This is a genomic window from Lentilactobacillus hilgardii, from assembly GCF_009832765.1.
Lineage (GTDB): Bacteria > Bacillota > Bacilli > Lactobacillales > Lactobacillaceae > Lentilactobacillus > Lentilactobacillus hilgardii.
On the sequence record NZ_CP047121.1, the window covers coordinates 1,010,817 to 1,036,830 of the forward strand.

At 40.5% G+C, this 26,014-nt stretch carries 19 protein-coding genes; 14 read left to right on the forward strand and 5 right to left on the reverse strand.

What is annotated here, in order from left to right:
- Positions 1-147: 147 nt before the first annotated feature.
- Complete coding sequence (locus GQR93_RS04555; RefSeq protein WP_003552755.1) at positions 148-1,134, forward strand: LacI family DNA-binding transcriptional regulator; 987 nt, start codon at positions 148-150, stop codon at positions 1,132-1,134.
- 368 nt (positions 1,135-1,502) lie between these two features.
- Here GQR93_RS04555 and GQR93_RS04560 read toward each other — a convergent pair whose 3' ends face one another.
- On the reverse strand, positions 1,503-1,805 hold the full coding sequence (locus GQR93_RS04560) for a hypothetical protein (protein WP_003552758.1): 303 nt from the start codon (positions 1,803-1,805) through the stop codon (positions 1,503-1,505).
- 110 nt (positions 1,806-1,915) lie between these two features.
- Here GQR93_RS04560 and GQR93_RS04565 point away from each other — a divergent pair, with 110 nt between their 5' ends.
- A complete protein-coding gene (locus tag GQR93_RS04565) occupies positions 1,916-2,548 on the forward strand; it encodes a carbonic anhydrase family protein (RefSeq protein WP_003552760.1) in 633 nt (210 codons plus the stop codon).
- Positions 2,549-2,580: 32 nt separating this feature from the next.
- The gene (locus tag GQR93_RS04570; protein WP_003552761.1) at positions 2,581-3,051 is read left to right on the forward strand and encodes a Panacea domain-containing protein; all 471 of its coding nucleotides are present in this window, start codon (positions 2,581-2,583) and stop codon (positions 3,049-3,051) included.
- Positions 3,052-3,147: 96 nt separating this feature from the next.
- On the opposite strand, the gene GQR93_RS04575 is transcribed toward GQR93_RS04570, so the two are convergent.
- The 3 genes from GQR93_RS04575 to GQR93_RS04585 form a co-directional block, all read right to left on the reverse strand.
- Positions 3,148-3,396: a hypothetical protein gene (locus tag GQR93_RS04575; RefSeq protein WP_003552763.1), complete on the reverse strand. Its 249-nt coding sequence runs from the start codon at positions 3,394-3,396 to the stop codon at positions 3,148-3,150.
- A gap of 334 nt (positions 3,397-3,730) precedes the next feature.
- Positions 3,731-4,105, reverse strand: a complete 375-nt coding sequence (locus GQR93_RS04580) for a hypothetical protein (RefSeq protein WP_003552764.1) — start codon at positions 4,103-4,105, stop codon at positions 3,731-3,733.
- Between the two features lie 174 nt (positions 4,106-4,279).
- Positions 4,280-5,173: a DNA/RNA non-specific endonuclease gene (locus GQR93_RS04585; RefSeq protein WP_003552766.1), complete on the reverse strand. Its 894-nt coding sequence runs from the start codon at positions 5,171-5,173 to the stop codon at positions 4,280-4,282.
- A gap of 214 nt (positions 5,174-5,387) precedes the next feature.
- Here GQR93_RS04585 and GQR93_RS04590 point away from each other — a divergent pair, with 214 nt between their 5' ends.
- The 10 genes from GQR93_RS04590 (at position 5,388) to GQR93_RS04635 (ending at position 22,895) form a co-directional block, all read left to right on the forward strand.
- Positions 5,388-5,627: a hypothetical protein gene (locus GQR93_RS04590; RefSeq protein ID WP_003552768.1), complete on the forward strand. Its 240-nt coding sequence runs from the start codon at positions 5,388-5,390 to the stop codon at positions 5,625-5,627.
- 217 nt (positions 5,628-5,844) lie between these two features.
- Positions 5,845-7,590 (forward strand): hypothetical protein, encoded by a 1,746-nt coding sequence (locus GQR93_RS04595; protein ID WP_003552770.1) that lies wholly within the window; start codon positions 5,845-5,847, stop codon positions 7,588-7,590.
- A gap of 258 nt (positions 7,591-7,848) precedes the next feature.
- The gene (locus GQR93_RS04600) at positions 7,849-8,721 is read left to right on the forward strand and encodes a hypothetical protein (protein ID WP_003552772.1); all 873 of its coding nucleotides are present in this window, start codon (positions 7,849-7,851) and stop codon (positions 8,719-8,721) included.
- Between the two features lie 491 nt (positions 8,722-9,212).
- Positions 9,213-11,105 carry a hypothetical protein gene (locus GQR93_RS04605; protein WP_003552774.1) on the forward strand — a complete coding sequence of 631 codons (1,893 nt, stop codon included), beginning with the start codon at positions 9,213-9,215 and terminating at the stop codon, positions 11,103-11,105.
- Positions 11,106-11,296: 191 nt separating this feature from the next.
- Positions 11,297-12,973 (forward strand): hypothetical protein, encoded by a 1,677-nt coding sequence (locus GQR93_RS04610; protein WP_003552777.1) that lies wholly within the window; start codon positions 11,297-11,299, stop codon positions 12,971-12,973.
- A gap of 550 nt (positions 12,974-13,523) precedes the next feature.
- On the forward strand, positions 13,524-15,161 hold the full coding sequence (locus tag GQR93_RS04615; protein ID WP_035444391.1) for a hypothetical protein: 1,638 nt from the start codon (positions 13,524-13,526) through the stop codon (positions 15,159-15,161).
- Positions 15,162-15,883: 722 nt separating this feature from the next.
- Complete coding sequence (locus tag GQR93_RS04620) at positions 15,884-17,551, forward strand: hypothetical protein (RefSeq protein ID WP_003552781.1); 1,668 nt, start codon at positions 15,884-15,886, stop codon at positions 17,549-17,551.
- A 398-nt stretch (positions 17,552-17,949) separates the two neighbouring features.
- Positions 17,950-18,993: a hypothetical protein gene (locus GQR93_RS04625; RefSeq protein ID WP_159298706.1), complete on the forward strand. Its 1,044-nt coding sequence runs from the start codon at positions 17,950-17,952 to the stop codon at positions 18,991-18,993.
- 485 nt (positions 18,994-19,478) lie between these two features.
- Positions 19,479-20,786 (forward strand): S-layer protein, encoded by a 1,308-nt coding sequence (locus GQR93_RS15425; RefSeq protein ID WP_223800289.1) that lies wholly within the window; start codon positions 19,479-19,481, stop codon positions 20,784-20,786.
- 243 nt (positions 20,787-21,029) lie between these two features.
- A complete protein-coding gene (locus GQR93_RS04635) occupies positions 21,030-22,895 on the forward strand; it encodes a hypothetical protein (protein WP_003552791.1) in 1,866 nt (621 codons plus the stop codon).
- 122 nt (positions 22,896-23,017) lie between these two features.
- On the opposite strand, the gene GQR93_RS04640 is transcribed toward GQR93_RS04635, so the two are convergent.
- Positions 23,018-24,241, reverse strand: coding sequence for an SGNH/GDSL hydrolase family protein (locus tag GQR93_RS04640; RefSeq protein ID WP_003552792.1), 1,224 nt, complete (start codon positions 24,239-24,241; stop codon positions 23,018-23,020).
- Positions 24,242-24,460: 219 nt separating this feature from the next.
- Here GQR93_RS04640 and GQR93_RS04645 point away from each other — a divergent pair, with 219 nt between their 5' ends.
- Entirely contained in the window at positions 24,461-25,585 is a 1,125-nt protein-coding gene (locus GQR93_RS04645) for a hypothetical protein (protein ID WP_003552794.1), read from the forward strand.
- The last annotated feature ends 429 nt before the right edge of the window (positions 25,586-26,014 follow it).

The following is a 26,014-nucleotide window of genomic DNA, read 5'->3' on the forward strand; positions in this document are numbered from 1 at the left end:
TTATTTTACGAAGAACAGTCATATCTGATCATTAAGCGATTAGGCGGATTTTAGATGCTAATCGCTTTTTTCATGATAAAATTAAAAACGAAACTGGTTTGAAACTCAATCTTAGGCATACTTGAAGCAAATGAAATGGTGGTTTAAATGGCAAACAATGGTAGAAAATCTGCGAATATTAAGGACGTTGCAGCGTTAGCAGGGGTATCAGTCGCAACAATTTCCCGGTATTTAAACGGGGAGTTGGATCGGATGTCCAAAAAGACGGCAGAAAATGTCCGAAACGCAATTGAAAAGTTAAACTATGTTCCCAACTCCGTTGCACGTCAAATGAAGACCCGTTCCAGTAAAATGATCGCAGTTATCGTTTCAAACGTTGATGATTACTTCTCAACTGAATTATTTAAAGGAATCAGTTCGATTTTGGAAAGCAGCGGATACATTGGCGTTCTTTTTGATGCGGATTCCGATGATGATCGTGAGCAAAGATTATTAAAGACTATCGGCAGTCAGCTGTTTGACGGTGTGATTATGCAGCCGGCCAATAATCCACAGACAATTACGGAGGCACTTCGGCGGTCGATGCCAATCGTGACGGTTGATCGAGAGATTGATGACAGTCCATGGCCACAGGTTGTGATTAATAACTATGAAGTTGCCCGCTCTGTTAGTCATCATTTTGTGCAGGAAGGGTATTCCAGAGTGGCCGTCTTAACTTCTGAAATAAAAAAAGCCCGCACCCGTCAGGAACGGTATCGCGGGATTACGGCTGAATTTAAACATGTAGATGTATTGGAAATTTCCGAAGTTGCCCATAATCATCAGACAACCTATCAGCAGCTGCTTCATTTAATTCAAAAGAATGATGAAAAGACGGTCATCTTTAGCCTGAAAGAACGTTGGTTTTTGGAGTTTGTCCCACAATTGGTATTTGATCGGGTTATTGATAACAAACGGGTGACGGCAACAGGTTTTGCGGATACGGATTATGCCCGGCGATTAGAGCCGAGACTAAAACTCATTTCTCAAAATCCGTATTTTATGGGTGCCAGCTCGGCGGAAGTTATGCTCAATCAGTTGCAGGATAAAAGTCAGAAAGCAGAAAGAATTGTGATTAGGGCGAAATTTGAATAGTGTGTGAAGCAAAGCGGGATAAACCGGAGTGTAAGTTGACAGGCAGCTAATTCCTGCTTTTGGAATTTGATGGCTGTTAGCTTACATGCAGGTTTATGGTTAGCGGAGCAGTCCTAAAACAGTGTGCGTGGCAAAGCGGTTAGCATTCGGAGTGTAAGGCGTTCTTTTCGGAAATCCCGGTTTTGGATTTTTGAAAAGAATCCCTTACATGCAGAATGCTGCTTTGAGGAGCAGTCCTAAATCAGTGTGTAGAAAAAGACGTTTTTGATTCCAGAGTACCGTGTGCGGAACAAAGCGGTTAATATCCGGAACAGCACTGACACCGCAGACAGCTATTCGATCGTATTTTTTTAGTTAAATTGATCATGTTAATGATTAAAAATCAGGTCGTTAATGCCAAAGTAATTGACGACATACATAAAGGTCATGACAGCGTTGACTCCCAGTGACATGAGGACAATTCCAAAGCGGATGGTGGCACTGAACCAACCAAAAAGCCACGGGTTTCGATAACGTTTCCCTTTGTAAGTAAGCGTCATCCACAGTAGAACAATTGTGATAATGGCCTGAAGAAACAATCCCAAGAGATAAATGATTGGGCCACCGCTATATAGTTGGAAATAATAGCCGCCAAGACAAATGACGTCTAATAAAAGTGCAAATAAAGTCACGTTAATTTTTCCTCCACTAAAATGATTCGTGAATTAATTCTAACACAAGTTCTGTTGATATATATTTGTGATATTATTTGAGTAACATAAATGAGAAGGGATGCGTACTTATGCTTGATTATAACGCACAATCACAGTGGTCAAATGGATTTGGTGGGCAGCAGTCACCAATTGATTTAAAAGGTTCAGAAGCGGTCCAACATAATGGATCACTTTTATTTGAAATAAAGAATTCGTATGATTTGACCAGCGAAATTGATGATCAAACGACAATTCGGGTTTTGGGAGATGGGTCCGCAACGATCTTTGATCGGTTATTTGATTTTGTACAGGTTCATTTTCATGTGCCGGCCGAGCATTTAGTAGATGGTGAAGCAAAGCCCTTTGAAATTCATCTGGTTCATCAAAACAAAATTGGCCAGCTTGTGGTTGTCGCATTGCTGGTTTCAGAAGGAAAAGGGGATGCCACCCTTCAGCAGATCATTGACCAATTTCAGGTTGGGCAAACCAAATCAGTGAATATTCAATTGGGAGACTGGGTGCCGGCTCGACCAAACGGGTTTCATTATTTGGGCTCTTTAACAACGCCACCGCTAACGGAAGGGGTGGAATGGCTCGTGATAGCCAACCCGAATGTTAGTATCAGTGCAGATCAGTTGGCTTGGTTCAAAGCACATTTTCAGCCCAATAATCGGGAAACACAAGACTTGAATGGCCGGTTGATCGGTTCATATTTAAAATAGGATGACCATTTCGGTTAGTCATAGGTGGAATCATGATTAGTATTTCAAAGTTGATAAGTTGGTTTATTATTGTGAATATGGATAAGCAGAGGCAGTATCCCGGTACTGAAAAGCTGACACAAATGAAGCTGATGTTTCTACTATACTATGTACAGGGAACGTTTCTTGCATTGTATGGGCAAAAGGCATTCTCCAATGATGTCGTTGCCTGGAAGTACGGACCGGCTATTGCAGTCGTCCACCAGCGGTTCAGGGGAAAACGATTTGTGACAGGAACAGTGACCAATGAAGATGACGTCAATTACAGAGACGTCAATCAGGATGACCGCTTGTTAAAAATTGTTTTTGAAGTACAGGAAACGTTTGGCAACAAAACGGCAGCGGAATTGAGTCGGCAAACAATGCGTGAACGTCCTTGGAAAGTGACCCCTCAAAGCGGTGTGATTGATCCGGAAGTATTGGCAGATTATTTTAAGAAACACATCGTTGAAATGGATGATTGAAGTTTATACGGTAAATAGAAAAAGCTTGGGCAGTTGCCGACCACTCTGAAAGTCAATCAGAGTTGTTCACAACTGCCCAAGCTTTTTCTGGTCACGTTATTTTTCCCAACCGCAAAGTCTGTAATGGTGTGACTTCGCCCAGTGCAAAGTGACATGGACTTTTCTGCCCGCATTGTTTAACCCACGACAATTCTTGGAATAATGATACTTTTTACCGTGGTTTGGCGCGATCCATACATAGGTCGTTCTTGCGTTTGATTGAACCGGTGGCTGAACAACTGCGATGCCACCAAATGTAAAGGTTGCCGCAATCATAATCGCGGCTGTTTTTAATTTTGTCATCATACTGCCCCTTTTCGCCCTAGAATATAATATGTGATTTATTTAACAATGTTATCATAGCATAAATCGGATTATCTAAATATGGTTATTTTTATATAAATATCATTTAATTTTTCCGAATAATAATCTGACAGGTTTGTTGAGCCGCTTACTCGTGATAACTTAATGCCAACAAATCCGCGAAGCAGTGGTGCTGGTGATTATTTTAAAGAGCAGCATGCGTTTAATATATGGCATACACTTGTAAGGTGAATCGTTTTTTTAATAGAATCAATTAAAAATGAGCCCCCCGGCTTCTTTCTTTGAAATAGAAGAGACCGGGGGCTCACTGTAAAAATTATATTTCCATTTTATGCCAAGCACCCTTTGAGTACTGGTACATCGTCATTAAATTGTCATTTTTGCCATGGTGCCAAATCCAAGGATGCCTTGTCGGCACGATTTTAGTTCCATATTTAAAAATAACTTTTGACTTTTGGGTTGGTCGATATTTGGATAAAATAGCGTGTTGCTTAACATTGTATTCTGAATTGTAGCGGACATAATTCCTGGCTTCAATTCGATACCCGTGAAATGATTTGGTTCGATACCTGCCGATGGATAATCCACTGGTAGTGGTTGGGATGGCATTAGCGCTTGTGTCAGCGACCATGAGTCCCATCCCCAAACAAAGTGTTGCCAAAGCAATATAAATGCAGCTGCTTACTTTCAATGAATGACGCTCCTCAATCGTGCTTGTGCGACAGTAACTTGATGAACATGGCATTTTTAAACTAAAAAACGCTTACTTAGTTAAAAGTACCATGTTTTGTTTTCTTAAACAATGACTGTTACAGAAGCGTCATGAGCTTTTAAAACAACTGTATTAATGTGTGCACATGGTTAACTAATTAGTGACCTGGCTGGTACCGGTTTTGTAATTCAATTTAACACCTGCTTGAATGTTGCGAATGTAGATATTGAAGCGAACCCGATTACTGCCGATAGATTTTCCCTGCATCTGGACACCGTTTGCCAAGAGGTTATTAGATTTGAAAACAGGCCGAACCTGATATCGGATGTAATGCTTGCGGCTGCTTCTTAGGTAGGCTGCCACTTGATTCTCATAACGTTCCATACATGGTGTATTCAATGAGCGTGTACCGGTAATCAAGTTTCTAAGATTATTGTTTTGACCGGTCAATTGATAGCCGATCAAATGACAACGATTATAAAGCCAACCACTGCTGATTTTTTTATTATGCCAGCCGGTTGGATCGACATAGAGAGGCGCTCGTTGTTCGGTCGGCATGAGTCGTTTGTTAAGCATTGCGTTCGCGGTGGTTGCACGATTTAAGAAATCAAGCCGGCCATATCTTTGCCAAGCGCCATGTTTTCGGGTGAGCGTCGCTTTTGAAAATTTTGGCCGATTTTGATTGATGATAATAATTTGCCGACCAATCTTTATTTGACGCTTACTGACTTTTTGAGCTTTTTTACCTGCGGCTTTTGCCTTTTTGCGTGTCGTCTTAACCGTTTTTTTGCGCGTTGAACTTGGCTTGTAATCGGTCTTGGCCAAAGTTAAGCCACGCTTTTTGGCCGTCGAAAGCTTGACGCGATAAATTTTTTTAGCATTGTTTAAGCCACGGTTATGTTTATGATAAAAGTAATGTTTACCGGTTCGGGTAACGTAGACGTAAGATGATGCTTCTGCAGTCTGAGTGGGCTGCTGGTAAGACGCACCGCTTACAATCAAAACCGTAAACAGGAGGAAATAAATGAATTTTCTGATATAAAACACCCCTTAAAATAAAGTCGAATGCCAAGCAAAACATAGTGTGAGTTCCTTCACAAATAAATCTTATCACTATTTTTAACAGAAAAATAATTTAAAATTCGTATGGTAGTGGTAGCAAGGGGTTTCAAATGTTTGCTAAAAAAAGACCAAATTTCCCTGTTGCTTTTATGAACGCTCGTTCGTATAATGAGTATTTGTCAGGAGGGGGATTTTGCGAATGGATAAAATAGCAGAAGCAACAGTTTTAGATATGGCGGTAAAAGCGATGCGCCGTGGTCGAATGGTTCGACTGAGTTTTGGGGATCGCCAAGAACATCAAGTGACAGACATAGAGCCTGTAGTCGGGTACATAACGGGGATTAAGGATGATAAACTCACTTTTACCAATATGCTGAATCAAAGCCGGTTTGTTGACGTATCGACGCTTGACACCATCACGTTTGTCATGAACTCATAAATGAAATGATACATAAAATAACGACTGATCATTAGCTTGTTGAAGCGATCTTGACCAATCGTTTTTTTGTCTATTTAAAATGGCTAATGGGGGTTAATAGTTACCTCTGTTATTACTATCGGGATATTATTTCATTGAAAATGCAAACAATAGTCACATCTAATTCAAATATTTCGGTTATTCTTATGGTATCGATAAGGATAATGGAGGGATTACGATGAAAAAGGAAATTAAACGCGGAGGCTTATGGATCGGTGCCTGTGCTGTGACGTTCGCTAGCATGTTGTTGTTAGTCATTCAGCCGGTCCAGGGGTCCAAGGTAAAAGTGACAAGCAACAAAGCGTTGACAACCAAAGTGAGTAAACGAAATGTGGAACCGACTGGTAAAGCCGGTTTGTATACCAAGCCAAGCGCCTTAAAGGGTGATAAGCTGGTTTTATCCAGAAAAACGATGAAAAAAATGGATCATTCCGAGAATGCCAATCATTATTTGCGTGCTTATAGAGTTGCAAAGACGAATCAAAATCAGGTTTACTATAAAGTTGTCAGTTTTGACGGTAAACATCGGGGATGGGTATATGGCGGTCAAAAAACAAATCGCTTTTCCGGAGGCCTACACGCAGTCAAAACCTATCGTGAACTGGCGTTAACAGCTGAGGAAAAGACAGCTACTTATCAATTTACCAATCCCGGCACCGGACATGTTACCTGGCGGGCACCATATGGGACAACCTATAAACCGACAAAAGTCGTTAAATCATTGGCGCCATACGTGAACGATACTTTAACGGTGAAAAGTGTGGTTGAACGGGAAAAGGGCGACGAGATTTACTACTACATTGCCAGTCAAGAACATCCAGGTATTAACGGATGGATTCAGGGTAAGGCTGTCGAACCTGCATTTGACACTTCGAGCAATCAGCCCGGGTTAACGTTGCCTGAACAATCAGCTTCAGGTCAAAAACCGACCGCACCAACTTCCACGCCGAGTCCGGACACTTCTAGTCCGGAAAAACCAGGAGGGACACTTAATTATTCAGGGACATTCAGCTCTACTGATGCCAAGGTTTACAAAAATGCCTTTTCTCAAGAAACAGATCAATCTGTGATTTCCAAAGTCCAGAAGAGTTATAAAGAACAGGTGATTAAGGGGCTTTCGGAACCGTTTAATTACGATCAAAATATGTCCTTGGTCGAAATTGCAACTAAATTGGGACATGGTAAACGATTTACGGCTGAGGGTGGCCGCAACTATGCGGTGATTGTTAATCCAACCGGGAGTTCGTTGGTCACATTAATACCGTATTCACAAATTAAGTGGATTAATGCGAAGGCAGCTGTATCCGGGCTGGATAGTGGTATTTTAGGGATGCTTATAAATGATGAGTTGAAGGCTCAAATTCAGTCGGCAGCCAATCTTTACTACAAGGTCAATTATCTGGGATCGCTGGTCATTATGTCGCCAATGTCGGATAGCACCGTTAAGCGGTTGTTGGGTGATGGTAAGCAGCTTAGTATTAATGTCGAACAATTCTTTGAGGAATTGCCAATTACAGTGAAATTTGATATTGGCGTTAAAATCGATCGGGATGATAACGGTATTACAGCAGTCAATGTTGACTTGAAATTGGATCCGGAGTCATTAAAAGTGCCTGATCCGGAAAATCCAGCGAAATGCCAGTTGAACGTTGATGTCAAGCAGTTGGGATTAGGTACATTTCCATCGATTGCAGCGCAGGCAGCAATTCGGGTTTTCTATCCAATCAGATATCCTTATTACAATAAAATTGACCAGAGCATGAGTCCCGATAAAATCAAGCGGGTTTTAGGCAATGGGCAAACCATTCAGGTTAATCAGTCAGGTATTAAAGCAAATTTAACGATGGCGGTAGATGTTTCCCAAGAAAATGGGGTTTCAAAGAACGTGACGGTTAAAGTTGTTGCGACTAAACTGACGGAATAAAAGCTTAGAGGAAGTTTTGCTGCGACGCATTGAAGGATGTACAGCAAAACTTTTTTGCTTTTGAAAGCAACCGGACTTTGTTGAGTTTCAATTGTCTTGCGCTTATACTGGAACGAATGGAAGTAATTGCAACGGGAGATGAATCCCGGTATAATCGTTTTTTAAAGATGTAGAGGTTGGACAAATGGGTCATTTTCCGAATACGGATACTGGTTTAGTATGTGATTTTGGGAAATGGCCTTGTGAAGGAGAAGTGTGATGTCACAATCATTTTCAAATCATAAGTTTACAAATTTGCCGGACAATATTGTAGATATCGCAACGGGTATTCTTGAACGGTCAACTGAATTTCAGCAGCGAATGACACCGCCTCGGAAACAAGGGGATGAACGAGACAAGGCGTTAGCGATACCAGGCAACGTGATTTTTTACGTTCCGACACTGCACATGGATGATGCTCAGTATCAGGGACATGGCCTTTTACCCCACTTGGTTAAAAAGAGCTACTTGGATATTGATGTGGGGGTTGTGCCGGTAAAACAGGAAGTCACCGTCCGTCATGCAAAGATGGCTAGTCATTTTACGTATGAGGACGCCCATATTGACCTGTTTAATCGTGTTCACCACCCGGCTTACATTATTGGCGGCTATGATCTCAACGGTAATCGATTACGGGGTGTAACGATCCCACTGCCGGATGTTAAAACGGAAAAGGTGTTTGTCAGAATTGATGAACATTGGAAAATTGCGACGGATAATAATGGTTATGTGACCTCGGTGTTTCATCGTTATTTCCTGATTGATGGTATTGGAGCTGAGAGGAAATCGGTTCCTAAAATTGCCACGATTAATTCGGATTTATCGATGCTGAGTCCTAATTGGGGCCGTCAATTAAAACACTCGTTGGCAGAAACCCAGTCGTTTCATTCTTTGCTGGATACGCCGCAATATTATGAACATCTGGGCATGTTTACCAACTACCAAGGGTCGATTCAATTCGGAACCGGTTTGGATGCTCAAAGCGGTAGTCATGAACAAGTTGAATTGCAAAAATACAATGCAAAGGTTTTGGGAAACCAGGAGAATTGGCATATTGTGCCACACTTAACGTTGAAAAAATTAACAGAATAATGATATGACAGTAGGTCTCGCTTCAACGATGTTTAGTTGAAACGGGATCTTTTTATTGTTTTCCAGTAACCGATTTTGTTTAAAGTAAACGGCGGTTATTCAACTTAGTACCGAAATGAAATGCGATTGGTAGCGCTACCATTAGAGAATTGATGTTCTGCTTTTTAAATAAGGCAGATGAAGAGGACCTAAATTTAGTTAACTAATTAGTAAAGAACGGGATATGCTTCGAGTTGCCCTCATTGAAAGTATCAGGGAGTTTATTCAAAATCGGCGTATAACAGCTTTTTCTTTTAGATAGTGCACAATCAAATATGAGCAGTAGTGTTATTAAAATAAATGATTGGTGAATGTATATTTGAAATATTCAACCAATTAGGTTATGAGAATCCTTCTCATTCGTAAGCAGATTCTTGGAAAGCGCATTCATAATGATTTATACTTAAGGTGTTGTATAGGAGAAGATATATGTATTAGGGGAGGTTTTAATAATGAGGTTTGATCTAAAGAAGTCATTGTTTGTTTCAATGGCAGCTCTTGGATTATTCGCAGCAACTGCAACCATTAATGCAAATCAAGCAGACGCGAAGACTTATGCACGTGTTACTTCAAATAGCAAGATGTCATCCGATCCGACAACTCGAAATATTTCGTTTACCGGTGGTAATGCCATTTATACCAAAGCCGGAACACTTCGTGGTGCTCGATTAGTTGCATCGACGGCAACACTATCCACGTTGGCAAATTCAAATTCGTCATCGGATAATTTCCGTGCTTATCGAGTAGCAACAACCAATCGTGGATCTGTTTACTATAAGGTTGTATCATTTGACCAACAGACACGTGGTTGGATTTATGGTGGTAAAAGTACAGCTAATTTTGGCGGTGGTACTAAGCAATTTACAACGTTTAGCACTAATAATTTAAGTGATGCCCAACAAAATAGCTTGTACAAAATTGCGAGCCCAGGAATTGCCAATGATGGTAAGACGGTCACATATAAGCAACCTGCATGGACTCAATATAAGGTAGGGCGTCAGGTCCTTGATTCAACGCCTTACGCAAACGCAACCTTTAAGATTATTCAAGTGGGAACACGTACCCGTGAAGGTGACCAGTGGGTACAGGTTCAAGCAACCGATAACCAATACAGCCAGGCAAATGGTTGGATCTTATATAGTGGTTTGACATTAACTCAAACGCCGGTTGCCGATAATGCCATTCGAATTAATCTGGTAGATTCAAGCAATAATAACAACGTTGTGAAGTCATTTGACTACACTAAGACAGGTGCTCAAAAGGGTACGCGTCTTGGAACACAAAATGGGGCTAACTGGACGTTGGCTGCAAGTGACCAGACACAACTTCAGAACCAAATTAATACCAACTTAAGTGGTACCGGATACTACGTTGGCGCTTTGAACCAGACACAGATTAATGCGTTGGGTGCCGCAACGTTTGGCGGTTCAGTTAATATTGCAGTTACAAAGCAAACCGCAATTGCGGATAACGCCGTTCGAATTAATATGGTAACGCCAAATGGCACATTCTTGAGGTCCGTTGATTATCCTAAGGCTAATGCCACAAAGGGCAATTATCTTGGATATTGGAATGGTAACGTTTGGGCATTATCAAATGATGACATTACTAATATTAACGGCATTGTTAATAATGCGTTGACCGGCACTGGTTACTTCTTAACTAATGGGCAGTTAACATCAGCCCAGCAACAAGCGATTGCCGCTGGTCGATTCGGGGATAATGTGACGATTACGGTAACGAATACGCAACCGGTTACAACTACTACGACAGTTCAGCCGATGTTAAATGGTTATCTTGGATCGTTAACAGCTCGACAGATGAATAGCATATCTGGTCCGACTGTTAACACTGACATTGCGATTCCTGGATTCGCTGGTGGTTCTGGTAGTGATAAGACTATTGTGAGTGCTAGTGACCTTTATCAGTGGTCTAAGAGTAGCGATACAACACTGAAACAAAAACTTGCTGATGCAATGACTGCAGCAAATAAGTTAACATCTGATCAATTGAATAATGCAACTACAGGTATTAATCCACAGGCTAAACAAGCTGCTAACTTAGTATATCTACAACCTAATAATATGCGGATTAATTTAGGTGCCAGTGGCGCATATTACTCGGGTGATACTGCTTTAGCACAAGCAAAGAGTAATAATCTTGGCACTATTTACTCACCTATTTATCCAATCATTACTCAAGATACGACTGCTGGCGCAACTCAGGCCAAACTAACTTGGGGCAGATTAACCTATACTGCTCAGAGTGCAAATCCTGGTCTTAGTGGTGGAACGGTGAATGTTTATTACAATGCTGATAATGGTACGACGGTAACAAACCCATAATTTAATCCGTTTTTTATGAGAAAGTCTTTCAGGTTTTATTTAACTAACTTGAAAGACTTTTTTACTTTACTAATTTATATGACATCCATATTAAACCCCATAAACAATTGTCATGTTATATAGTAATGAGAACTAATATGCTGTAAAATACAAGTGAAGTTTCAAATAATATGTATTGGGGATAATGGAATATGAAAAATAACCTTAAACGGTCATTACTTATATCGGCAGCTGCATTAGGATTCTTTGCAGTCGCTGGTGTAAGTAATGGACAAACTGCAAGTGCGAAGACTTACGCCAAGGTAAAGTCTAATCAAACGCTTTCGATGAATCCATCTGATCGAAACGTTAACTTTACAGGAAGCAGCGCACTTTATACAAAAGCAAGTACACTCAAGGGCGCAAAACTAGTTGCATCAGCCAGTCAATTAAGCAGTTTTGCAAATTCGAATTCTTCAGATCATAATGTCCGTGCATATCGAATTGCTAAAACCAATCGCGGTTCTATCTATTATAAAGTGGTCACATTTAATGGCCTGTATCGCGGATGGATTTATGGCGGGAAAAGTAACGCTGACTTTGGCGGGGGACTAAAGGGATATAATACATTAACTCCTGCTGCACTAACGACTGATCAGAAAAACGGTACCTTTAAAATAGCTAATCCAGGGAATGCAAACGACGGCAAGACAGTTACTTACAAGGAACCATCTTGGACGCAATATAAGGTTGGCCGTCAAATCCTTGACTCATCAGCGTATGCTGGTAAGACATTCACCATTGATCAAGCCGCAAATCGTACCCGCGAAGGGGATTTGTGGGTTCATATAACAGCAACGGATTCTGGCAATTCAGGTGCTAACGGTTGGATTTTATATAGTGGATTGACTGCTGTTTCCAGTCCCAGTTCATCGAGTTCATCATCTTCTTCAACTACACCGACAACAACGGCACCAACTAATCCAGCAGATAAAATTTTGAGAATTACATTCGTTGATCCAAATGGGAATACAATTAAGAGTATCAATTATACAAACAATTCAGCTGTTGGCGGTAATACATTGGGAACCGCAAATGGTTCCACTTGGACATTAAATACCAGTGATGTGACTTCGATTCAGGATCAAGCTGCTAAAGCATTAGCTGGAACAGGTTATACATTAGCAAATAATACCCTGACAGATGACCAGAAGACGTCTTTGGCACAGGCTAAATTCGGAAGTACCGTTCAATTGAAGACTGTTGCTGGTAATTCATCATCTACTGCAACTAAGCAGGCCTCAAGCGTGATTGTGCCCTCTGCAGTTAACCAAAGTACGACGTACAACTGGTGGGATATTTTACATTTGTTCCAGATAAATGATTCCAGTGTTAATGCTATGACTGCATTCAGTGACCAATATGATAATACTAAGGTTGATTTCCCTCATGTTTGGAATCAAGATCAATGGCTTCCGACATCTTCAGATCAAAAATATTCTGCTCAAGATTTGGCAAATATGAAACCAGATGATCAAGCATATAAGAACATTATTGCATCGTTTAGTGGAGTTGCGTTCAATCTAGATGCAAACTCATTAAATCTTGCGTTCCGTCAAGCCGTTGCTGGCAAGTATATTGCACCAAGTAACTTCTCGATCTCAGGTAATCAAGGAGCGACATTTACAAACGGTGACGCATTGTCGGCGGTTTATGCTAATAATGCATTGCTAACTCTTAAGTCACCAATGTATCCACAATTTGTACAAAAGAACGGTAAGTGGACTATCGAGTGGGATCAAGTATCCTATACTGCTCAAAGTGCCGGAAATGGTACTTATGGTAATCCTGTTCAGGTAATGTATAGCTATAATTTAGCAGTCAAGTGATTCTAGGACAAAGCATTTTAGAATTGATGGAGATAATTTAATTGGTTAAAGCGACTCTACCTTGAAAGAAATGCAAGGTAGAGTCGCTTTTATTATGTAAAAAAGTTGATTCAGATCTAAGATTTTTTATGTAGTAAGTAATACCTTTTTATTCTTCGGGAAAAGACAGATGATTTTACTTCTTTTTTTCTATTTTTACTAATAAGTGATTGCCGAAATCAATCCTAATTACTTATTATTAATATTCATATTTTCTTCATACTTTGTACACAATTCAAAAATAACATCAAATCCCAATTTAGTCACGATCCAACCGATTGCATAATTCTATGCTTCCATTAAAGTATGAAGATTTGAATATTCTGTGAATTCTTAGCGTATTTTGAAAAGCTTAATTTTTAATTTCTACTTTTGTTACAATGTTGTTTCAATGTAACTTTATTGTAATAAAAGTCCAAAAACGAAAACTTTTCGTAATTTCACTAAAACCTCAGAGCGGTATACTCTAATCATTCTTTGTGGATGCACAAGAAAATTGGAGGAATATATTTTGACAAATAATTTGAAAAAGTCATTATTTGTTGGCTTGGCTGCATTAAGCTTTGCTGCCGTAGCAGGTACTGCTACTACACAAGCAAGTGCAAAGACTTATGCCAAGATCACATCTAATAAGGCTTTATCTTCAGACGTAAATACTCGTAACGTGAACTGGACTGGTTCATCTGCCTTATATACTAAAGCTGGTACATTGAAGGGTGCCCGCGTTGTTGCAGGTAAGTCCGCTTTAAGTACTGCTGCTGCATCAAAAGACAGCAAGAGTAATGTACGTGCATACCGTGTTGCTACTACTAACCGTGGTTCAGTATATTATAAAGTTGTTTCATATGATGGCCAATACCGTGGCTGGATTTACGGTGGCAAATCAGCAACAAGTTTTGGTGGTGGTGTTGAATCATACGCGACAACTAAGCCTGTTACGCTAGACAGCTCTGCTGCAAACGCTACTTATACTTTGGCACAACCAGGTTCAGACGCTGCCAACTTAGCATATGAAGCACCGGCATGGACTCAATACAAAGTCGGTCGTGCCAAGGTTGATGGTAAAGTGATTACAACCACTGCTCCATATTCTGGCGCACAATACAAGATCGTTAGCGCTGTAACCAACTCACGTGACGGCCAAACTTGGTATCAATTATCTGCTGCACCTGCCAGCTCAGCTAGCGCATCAAGTGCTAACTCAAGTGCTGCATCTTCAGCAAGTACATCAAGTGCCAACTCAAGCGCTGCATCATCAGCGAGTTCATCTGCTTCAGCATCTGCTGATCAGTTGAATACTAAGTGGGTACAAGCTTCAGCTGTTAAGGCTACTTCAGCTTCATCATCTGCAACAAATGATTTTGACGCTAACAAGAGCGTTAAGATCCAATACCGTGATGTAAAGACCGGTAAGACTTTGGATAAGACTAATACTTGGACAACTGCTTCAAGCGACACAAAGCAGGGTCAAACTGTTAGCGATTCCAACTTAAACAGTGCCGGCTACAAACTTGGTGACTACATCTTCAATACCAAGGCACCTGCTGGTTACACTTGGACTAATGCAAATGCAAAGAGCTTTAGCGACTTGACCATTGCACCAGCCGTTTCAAGTGCAACCTTTGGTTCAACTTTGACTGTTGATGTTACACCAACTGCCGCAACGACCAAAGTTTCATTCTATACACAAGATAAAGATGGAAATTTAGTTGCTTTAAAAGCATCTGATTTCTCAGGTAATGCTTTCCCTGCATTGACTGATGCTGATCAAAAGGCTGCTTTACCAGATGTTAACAGCAACAAGACAACATTTGCTACCGCAGATTATTTTGGTGAAGGTAAGGCATTTGAAAATGTTCTTAATACCAAGGTTGCTACTCTTGTTCCTGCCAAAAAAGGCGAATTGACCGATCCATATACTAACCAAGTAACAGGTCTTCCAAAGGTTGGTTTCTTCGGACAAGCACTTAATAATGGCAGTCAACGTTACTTCTACGTTTACAGCGCACAAGATACTCTTAACAATAATAATCCACAACAATTTCAAGGTGCTACTGTGAAAGTTGTACTTCAGAAGTTTACAACTAACCTTCCAGACACAACACCTACCAAGGATGCTAACGCCAACACCAACTATATTGCTCAATAATTAGTGGTTAGGCATTAACGGATTTGATCATCAAAATAGAAATTTTTTCATTTTAAGTTAATAGGGGGTTCGGGGGATAACAATGGTTATTTCCCGAACCCTCTTATACATAAGGCATCTTGACGAAGATGACCTTATTAATCATTGATAATCAATATATTGACTATCTTGATTCTCCATAATTGATTTGGGTGATTGGATGTGATGATTCAAGCTCATTGCATTCGTCATTTAGCGGATAAAATGATTCAAGCTCATTTTTATTGGCTCACTAGGTAAACAACATAAATAACGGGATCGACGGCTTACTCCAAGGCTGGCGATCCCGCTTTTTTATAAACAATTTAATAACAAATTGAGTTGTAATGAGTAATCAAGAAACTTACCTAAAGAGATAATTTTATAGTAAATATAATGCAAAATCCGTTATGTTCATACTTTCTTCACATTTATAAAGCGTCTGAGAATGTTGCTATATTAGGATAATTGGGCTGTTAACAATCCTTTCAGAGCCTATTATTCGGCCAAAATATGAAGAATATGTGAATTTTTTAAATTTTTATGAGTTCCTTTGCCAGATTGTTAGATTGTTATCATTTGGCAAAACAGTTGTAAAAGTAGACTGTTTTTGTGGTCAATTGGTAATGCCATAAACCATTTTTTGACGCTATACTACTTATATTCTTTGTGGAAACACAATAGAAAAATGGAGGAATGCTTTTATGACAAATAATTTCAAAAAATCTTTGTTTGTTGGTTTAGCTGCTTTAAGTTTTGTTGCCGCAGCAGGCACAGCTAATACACAGGCGAGTGCAAAATCTTATGCCAAGGTGACATCAAACAAAGCTTTAACTTCAGACGCTACAACGCGTAACGTTAACTGGACAGGATCAAGTGCTCTTTATACCAAAGCCGGTACATTAAAGGGTGCAAAAGTCGTTGCTACCACAACAACATTGAAGAATTTATCCTCTTCAACAAGCTCTCAGCAAAACGTTCGGGCTTATCGTGTTGCGACAACAAACCGGGGCTCCGTTTATTATAAGGTTGTGACTTTTAACGGCAACTACCGTGGTTGGATTTACGGTGGTAAGAGTACCAGCAGCTTTGCTGGTGGCCTGACGTCATACGCTACTACAACTACTGCTTCGTCCGCTCCTTCTTCATCAGCAACCTTTACACTTGCAAATCCGGGATCAGCTTCAACCAGTTCATTGGCTTATAATGACCCAGCCTGGAGCCAATATAAAGTTGGCCGGGCGACCGTCGATGGCAAAGTTGTTTCTGATACTTCTGTATACTCAGGCGCTCAATTCACGGTCACTAAAGCTGCCTATACAACTCGTGAGGGCTCAGATGCACTCTGGTATCAAATTTCAGCTGCTCCGGCCAGTTCGGCAAGTACTTCCAGTTCGACTTCAAGTGCCAGTTCGAGTGCGTCATCATCATCAGCAAGCGCTTCGTCCGCAGCTCAATCAGCTGCCGCACAACTTAACGGCAAGTGGGTGAAGGCTAGTGATTTGAAAGCGACATCTGCTTCTTCATCATCGTCATCATCCGCTGCGTTTGATGCTGATACCAGTGTCAAGGTTCAATATCGAAATACGTCCACTGGTAACCTTGTGAGCGATGCAAGTAGTACTTGGACAACATCATCATCAAATTCCAAGCAGGGCGAGAGTGTATACAATAGTGGCTCGAGCTTTAAAGATAGCACCGGTCGTGATTTAGGTGCATACATTGTTAATGCGGGTGCGCCATCCGGCTACGCATTTACGACTACCGACGGCGCTGCTGCTTCAAGCAATGGGACAACCACTAACTTGAACGTTAGCCCAACATTATCCAATGCAACCTTTGGCACAACGATTACAGTTGATGTTGTACCTGTTGCTGCAGGCACAAAGGTTTCTTACAACTATGTTAATAGTGACGGTGGGTTGACAAGCTTGTCGGCATCTGACTTTGCACTGGGATATCCCGGGTTGACCACTTCTCAACAATCAGCTGATTTGCCTTCTGGTGGTTCTACAACCGGATCATTCAAGCTTAGTGATTACTTTGCTTCAAGTGGTAAATTCGAAACTGCTCTTGATAATTCAAATACCAAAGTTACCCTTGATAATAAGAATCTATACACCGATACATCCTCAGGTCAACAAGTATCGCTTCTTGGCCAATCAACCGGATTCTTTGGCAGCAACGTTCCGGGATCAGATAACTGGCGTTACTTCTATGTTTATGATGCAACAAGCACTGCAAGCAACAATGCATCTTCATTGACTAATGGCTCAACTGTTAAGGTTGTTCTTCACAGATACGTGACCCAAGTTTCTGTAAACAGCAAAGATACCTCAATTAATGCAAACACGAATTATATCGCTAAGTAACTTTAGAAATAGTTAGTTCTGGTTTAATTATCAGTTTTACTTTCGAATGATGATGCTTCAGAGAGGGAAGAAAGGAATTTTCTTTCCTCTCTACCTACATAAAGTGTGTTTTACCTGCACACTTTATTAAAAAATAGATATACATTCCTTCAATTAAATATATCTAATTCCATATAAATTGATTTTTCTGCAGGTAGTTGTTCAAGCCGGCTGCATGCAGGACTGATAAGGGTTCCTTCAAGCTTGCCCGTATCGGTTTACTAGGTAACTAAAACGTCTCGAGAACGCATTCGAGGCGTTTTTTCTATGTTGTTTAAAGAAATGACTTCCAACCACATGGTAAACTGTTATATAATTACAGTGTGATTATCAATGAATTCATGAGGAGGAAACGGGTTATGAATAAGAATTTACATAAAACGTTGTTTATCGGCTTAGCAGCTTTGGGATTATTCGCGGCTGCTGGTTTTTCAAGTGCTCAGACTGCAAATGCTAAAAGTAAAGCGGTAAAGGTCACACGTGACTATGCCGCAAGTGCAAAAGGATCGGACAGAAATGTGGTACCAACCGGTCAATATGCCATTTATACAAAACCGGGTACTGTTAAAGGTGCTCGTCTGGTTGCAAGCAAAACAACTTTAGGGGCATTGGCAAACTCTGAAAACTCAAAGGATTACTTTAGAGCCTATCGAGTTGCCCGGACAAATAGAGGGTCATACTATGCAAAAGTTGTTTCTTTTGATTATCAACATCGTGGCTGGATTTATGTTGGTAAAAGTAATCCTGACAGTGATTGGTCATCGGTTGGTTATGGCTTGAAGTATACCGAAACAACTAAAGAAGCTGCAATGCCTGATACCAGAACCGTTCAATTAACCAATCCTGGGGTTATTAATTCACTATGGTCTGCACCGTATCGATCACAATATCGAGCTCAAAAAGTCCTGACTGACACAACACCATATGGTGGGGAAGACTTTACTGTCACTCAATCAGTTGAGATGATCCGTGAAGGCACACCATATTACTATGTTGTTAATGATAATGATCCGCAGATTCATGGCTGGATTTACGCAGGGGCCGTTATTGAACAAGTACCCACGCCTACAGTGAGCAACGACAAAATTGTTTACGCAAAAATCATTGACGCAGACTCAGGATTAGTTGTTGCAGATCAAACGTTGACAAATACCCGGGCAGATTTAACCAACGCACCAGCCTTTGCTGCTACTGAACTTGGAAATGGGTCGACTGACGAGGCAAAACTTGGTGCATATGCACCGGGATATGTTTATGATACGTTAAGTGCTGCTGACAAGAGTGCTAATTACAGTGCCATTGCAGGTGCCACGTATGGTTCTACGGTTACTGTTAAGGCTCGGTTGGCTTCAACTGCATTGCCATTCAGTACCTTGACTGACGCAAACCTAACTTCAAAATAGATTGATTTGATTCGTTATAATATGTAAGAAAAATCACTTAAGATAATATATGAACGTCCAAGGCATTGTGACTTGGGCGTTTTGTAACGTTAAAGACAGAATATGTTTTATTTGTGACGAATATGTGAAAATATAATGAATATGATATGATTTGAATTAAGTTGGAACAAAGTGTGAATATAAATCGATGTTTTCCTTAAAAAACAATTAAATTTTTAAAAGATATTACGAAGAACAATCCTAATGAAAGCTAATTGGATATGCAGACAAATAGATGCCTAACCGCCGTTGGAATAGGTGTTCCAAGTGATAAAACAGTGATTGGTAAGCGCTATTAGCTTCATTAAAGTGTGGAATAGCAGTGCCTATTTATCGTTCTTTTTGTTTACAACTTATAGCCGAGATGTTATTATAATGTCTGAAGGGGCGAGAGAATTACATAATCGCGTCTAATATCTTTATTACAGAGAGGGGAAATTCGAATTATGAAAACTAACATCAAGCGTTCATTATTCGTAGGTTTGGCTGCATTAAGTTTTGTAGCTGTTGCCGGTGCATCATCTAATGCATCTGCTGCAAAGAAGAGTTATAAGATTGACTTCAACCAAGCTTCAAGTAGCGCAACTGCTACTAGTCGTAACTATGTTCCTACTGGAACAAATGCATTATATACTAAAGCTGGCGTATTAAAGAGTGCTCGCCAAGTTGCTTCAACTGCAACTTTACAATCACTTGCCAGCTCAAAGAAGGGTAATGACTACTTACGTGGCTACCGTGTTGCTAAGTTAAGCAACGGTTCATACTACATGAAGGTTGTTACTTTTGACAAAGCTTACCGTGGCTGGATCTATGTTGGTAAGACTGATCCTCGTAGCAATTACCAAAGTGTTGCCGGCGGCTTGAAGTACACTGATACTACTACAGATGTAACTTCAACTTTAACTGACGCACAAAAGAAAGCTACTTATCAATTGAACAATGCTGGTACTTCATTTGAAGCACAAACCTTCAAAGAACCTGCATATACTCAATATAAGATTGGCCGTAACACAACTGATACCACTAATTACAAGAACGATACCTTTACAGTTACAAAGGCTGTAAAGCGTAACCGTGAAGGTGATACTTGGTATTACGTAAATGATGCTAAGAACCCATCAGTTAATGGTTATGTTCTTTCAACATCACTTAGAGAAGCTACTGGATCAAGCTCATCATCATCAACACCTACAACTCCAACTGTTTCTGTAGGTACTAGCCAAACTACTATTGACAGTACTTTCAATATTGAAGGTTACAGCCAAGCTACTGGTGGTAAGCAAGTAGCCCATGCACAATGGACAATTCCTCTATGGAACGGTAACGTTAACTGGAACAACGCTGTTAACAAGTTCAACCGTGATCGTACTGTAATGGGTAACAAGAACGATGTTATCCCTACAGACACTTTGAAGACTGCATTGAAGAACAATGGCTTCAATCAAGTTTACATGAAGATCACACCAACTATCTTACCTCGTCTTGCAGGTGGATGGCTTGATAACGTTGACTCATTAACTGGTGTTTACATGAAGTTCAACTTGGATACTGACAGTATTCCAAGCAATGCTCATTATGGTGATACACTTCGCTTAGGTTACACTGTTGATGATTCAGCATTGTACACCAAGGCTGGTGGAAGCACTAAGAATGAAAATTCAAGTGCTAATGCTGATGGTTACATCGGTATGACTATCTATCGTCAATGGGTAAAGACCATTCTTGATATGTATGTTGTTAACCCATACCTATAATCTTTAATTAGATTGTTAGATATGTAAATGGAAAAGGCATCTCCATTGGGGGTGCTTTTTTTATACATACGTTTCGTTTAAATGATTTGGAATGAAATTATAACGCCTATTCTAATTAGATAATGATACACAATTTTAACTTTTGTAATATGGCATTAATTGATTAAGGGGTTATAATGAATGTGTAGATAACGGATTATAGTGATTCGTTTTCCTTACATATAGATATAGGAGGGGATCGTATTGAATAACAAATTTAGCAAAGCCGCATTGTTAAGTGCAGCGTTGTTTGGCTTAGGATTTGCGGCAGTTTCAGCAAATTCAAATACCGCAAGTGCTAAAAGTTATGCAAAGGTTAAGTCTAATAGGGCTTATACCACTAACTACACTGAACGGAATTATCTGCCATCAGGATCTACGGCTTTATATACGAAGGCCGGTACCCTAAAGGGTGCTCGAAAGGTTGCTAGTGCTTCGACATTGAACGCATTGGCAAATAAATCCGATAAAGGACAAAGCTATTTTAGAGCTTATCGAATTGCAAAGACTAATCGGGGATCATACTATTTAAAGGTTGCGTCATTTGATAAAACTTATCGTGGCTGGATTTATGCAGGTAAGTCAAACCCGAGTGGTAAGACATCTGTTGGCGGTATGAAGAAAGTTTCAACCTTTAATCAGGGGAACTTAACCACCGACATTTCAAACACGACTTATTATTTTGGTGCATCGTCGACAACTTACAAGCAACCTGATTGGACACAGTATAAGATCGGCCGGAATATGGATTCACTTTCTGGTGACTACACAAAGGATGCTTTGAGAGTGACTGGCGTTGGGACTAAAACTAATGGTCGCGACAATAATGCTACTTATTATTTTGTTGAAGATTCAGCTCATCCAACAGTTAATGGTTGGATCAAGGCATCTGATTTGAAGTCTGGTTCAGGTACAGGCACTTCATCATCTTCTTCATCTACTAATATTGGTGCCAACCAAGTATTGGTTAACTATGTTGATGCTTCAACTGGAAACTCAGTGACAACCAAGCTATTAACGAATAATAATTCATCAACTCAGACCGCTGCAAGTTACTTGGGTACAAACTTATCCGGTCAGGCATATTCAAATATTCCAACCGGTTATTCAGCACCTGGCGACAGCACCCAATATGGTACGTCTAACACAAGCGCGTTAGCAGCGGCATCATATGGCAAGCAAGTTAATTACTATGTCATTGCAACGTCAAGTGATAACTTGTTCAGCACATCTCCAAAATACACATCAAAAGCAAATAATCGAACTTACAGTGGCCTTCCTGGCGATCCTGTAAGTAAGAATGCCTTTACTTCACCACAAGGGGTTCAGTTTAGCTCGTTGCTTTCCAACTTAGCCAAGAGCAGTTACACGAGTGGTAATGGTGGACAACGTACCACTTTCACTTCTACGGACGTCTTTAATGCCGTTCAGGGTGCAAAGATGGACACCATTTACTATTTGGCATACTGTGATCCAATGAGTAATATCCTTGATGGTACTAAGCAGGCAATTTTGACTGCATCAAGTACTGGTACACCAAGTGTCAGCGGCTTGTTTGGAACAAGTTCAAGCTCTAGTACGAGTGATACAACGGATCAACTTTCCGCAATCTTAGGTGCTTCGGGAATTGATTCCACAGGAATTTTGAGTGGCCTTGGTAATATTATCGGTAGTGGCTTGGATGGCATTGCAAACAGTTTGTTTGGTGGTCGAATTTGCTACAGAATCGTTCAATTAACGACTTCTCAAGATGCAATCAAGACTGCTAACGGCGACAGCATTAAGATGGGAACTCAAGTAACCATTCCTTATACTGCTACAGCTTCAAAAGTGGTTACTCAAGATGCTATTACGGGATACCAAAATCAATTGGATGTTGGCTTTACTAAAGCTGGCACAGACGCAACTGACCAAGGAAACGCCTTTAACGATAAGACTTTCCAAAGCAGCACAAGCGCATTATCAGGCTTGTTAACGGATGGTAGCGGTACGACTTCAACTACCAGTAGTTCGGCCTTAAGTAGTGATTCCAGTTTAAGCAATCTTTTATCAGGATTGTTTGGCAATTAAATAGACTGATTTAATATGAGCATTAACAATCCGATTTCGATTCTGAAATCGGATTGTTTTTTGCATTAAAAAAGCCCTGTGGCATCTATCGTAGATGACCAAAGGGCTTGGATGAAATTAATTTATTTTGTTGTTGTGGTCTTAGCAACCTTTTTAGTGACCGTTGTCGGTGTCGTTGCTTTTTTCGTGGTTGTTTTAGCTGTTTTCTTGGTTGTCTTAATTTTATCTTTTGGATAATTGTTAATCATAAACTGGGCGATCTCTCTACCCATTAATTGATAAGTCTTGGCAGACGGATGTAGTCGTTCATCATACAAGCGGTATTCATGATTGCTGTCTGTAATTAATTGTGTGGTATCTTTGCGCCAATCCAGGTAAGGGATATTGAATTCCTTATATACCTCAGCCTCCGCATCACGTAGGTCGTTCATGGTGAAGCCACCTTTGCCGATAATGTTATCGGAGTTGGTATTTGAATCATACCGGGTAGTTGGCAGAATACCATAGATAATAAGCTTCTTATTGTCAGACTTCATTTTCTTAATGTTTTGTCTTAACGTGGTTTGAATATCGGAGATCGAATTTGACACATGACCGTAATCATTAGTGCCGTAAGCGATTGTTGCAACATCGTAATTCTTAAAGTTATGTGAGTTAACCGTCGGTGTCAGATCACCGGTTGTTTCCTGTTCGCCGCCATCACACAAGAATGCGCCATTGTATCCGGCATTCAAAACGGTGGTATCTAAGTATCGATTTAACCAATTAGGGTAGCCCATGTTATCTAATGTTTCGTAACCGTCATAACCTTTAGTAATGGAGTCACCTAAACAGATAATATTCTGGTTTTTAAAATAGTCACTGTTTTTCATTGCAATATCAAAAGTCCCTTCTGAGATTGGTTCGAGATTTCCTTGCCAAATCCAGCCGGATTGGGCGCCAGAACCGCTTTTAACATAATACCAAACCGAATTTCCGGAACCTTGGGCTGACCGATCGATGACAGCCTTTTTCTCAGTATACCAAGTAACCTTTGAAAAATCTTTAGCTGGGCCGGCTTGCTTATTTAGTTTGGAAGATGTATAAACATAACCTTTATCAATATGGTATGGTAATTCTTCATCAACGGTTGTGCTGCTGACCAATGTTGCAGCTGGGATTGGTTTTGTGGATGACGAACTTGCTGTTTTGGAACTGGATGTGCTGCTTTGACCTGACTTAGTGGCAGGTGCGGTCGTTTTTGTAGGCGTAGCCGTCTTACTGGCTGCTTGAGTGGTGATTGTCGTGGACATCCCCAATAACGTCGCAATTGCAACGACGATGACTCTCTTATTTTTCATTCTCATAATCTCCTCAAAATATTGTTAACGCATTTAAGAATACCACGGTAATGTTACGAACATTTTACGGGCGAGTGAAAACCTCATAACTAACCGATGGCGGTTCAGTTTCCCGATTTAAGTTAAAATGACGTTCTTTTACATAACACGCTTGAAAAAGAATCGCAAATAATTTATCATAGAACATGTATAGTACGACTACTTTAAAGTCGGGGGGAATGTACCATGAACAAGAAGTTCAAATTTAGATGGTCTCTTATGGCATCGTCTATTATGTTGGCTTTGTTCGGTTTCGGCGTTGGGGGCAACGCTGAAGCTGACTCAGCCAATGTATCAACACCTGCGCAATCGCAGGTAACTGCCGTCAACCCTTCTTCTGCAGATTCTAACGATCAAAGCTCATTACATACTACTGGGGATAATAGTCAATGGGCGCTTCAAAGTTCGTCTCAATATTCTGAAAGTGTAGAAGAAGCCGCTTCCTCGGATGGCACGCAAAGCTCCAGCTCAGCAGTAACTGGTTGGAACAGTGTTGGCTCATCAAGTGCAGCCGATTCTTCAGACAGCACATCATCGAGTAGTTCAAGCAGCAATGGGGGCACGACGACTACTTATGACAATGCTAATAGCAATAACGTTGATCCAAATAGTGACAGCTCGTCTTCAGCTTCTTCAAGTAGTGCTGATGCGAATTCGTCCTCTTCCGAACCGATGCTCGGTTTAGGGGATAAAGGATCAGCAGGCGCAGGTTCGGGTGCCGATAAGGTTGTTAAGAAGATAATCGATAAGGTTGTTCCGGGGGGTGGCTTGGATAATACCAAACCAAACGTACCGGCCAATAGTAGCTCTTCGGCAACTGCTGGGCAACAAGCAAATACTGCTACTGGTGCAACGGACAGCAGCCGTGTTTCAGATACACAGCAGTCTGACACTAATGGCCAGGGAAATGCTTACGCTGCCAATTCAGCTGTTGCTGCACAGGCCAAGCGTCAAACAGCAATTGAGAAGCCCAGCGCCAATGATGCTATGACACACAATTCATTTGCCAACCGGGTCTCTAAGAGTGACTCAGCTAATGCACAAAAGAATACAACTAAACTGGTTAGTTTTAATACGTTTAGTAATTTATTTTATAAGCAGGCACTCAATAACAAAAAGAATCCTGGTAAGTTTACAACTTCAAAGGGTAAAAAGGTGACAATTACGACACCGGTTTCCAGTGTGAAATATACCGATCACGATGTTAACGGCATTGTTGAAACATTGCCGGTTATTATTACATTGTCAATTATTGGTATCGTTGCGTTATCGTTTATCATTTTTGATCCATTACGGTTTATCTTTAGATAATATTGAACATGAACACTAAAACAGACTTGAGACGTCCAGTATGGGACATTTTGGGTCTGTTTTTGTTTCCAAAAGCTCGGTCATTCATGACTGAATAGTTCACAGATAACATCAGTTTGTGAGCATGGAGCTGACACCCAAATGAGTGAGAGTGATCGCATTTGGACAAATGCTTCGTCTCAACATAGCCGGCGGCCCCTTTTTGGTCGAAAGGTGAGTAAAAAGCTGTTTTATCAAGGAATCGGAGGAGAAAGTCACAAATGAGTCTTAAACCTTGCAAACGCTTTCAGATATGGTATTATATAGTTAAGGAAGGGAAAGAAGTTCGAAGCATTAAGGGTTTTAAACCTACTTTGAGCGTTCTTCCACCAGCAAGTACTTGTTGGAAACGTAACTTTATTTTCAAATGTTTGTAATTTGAAGTGATGG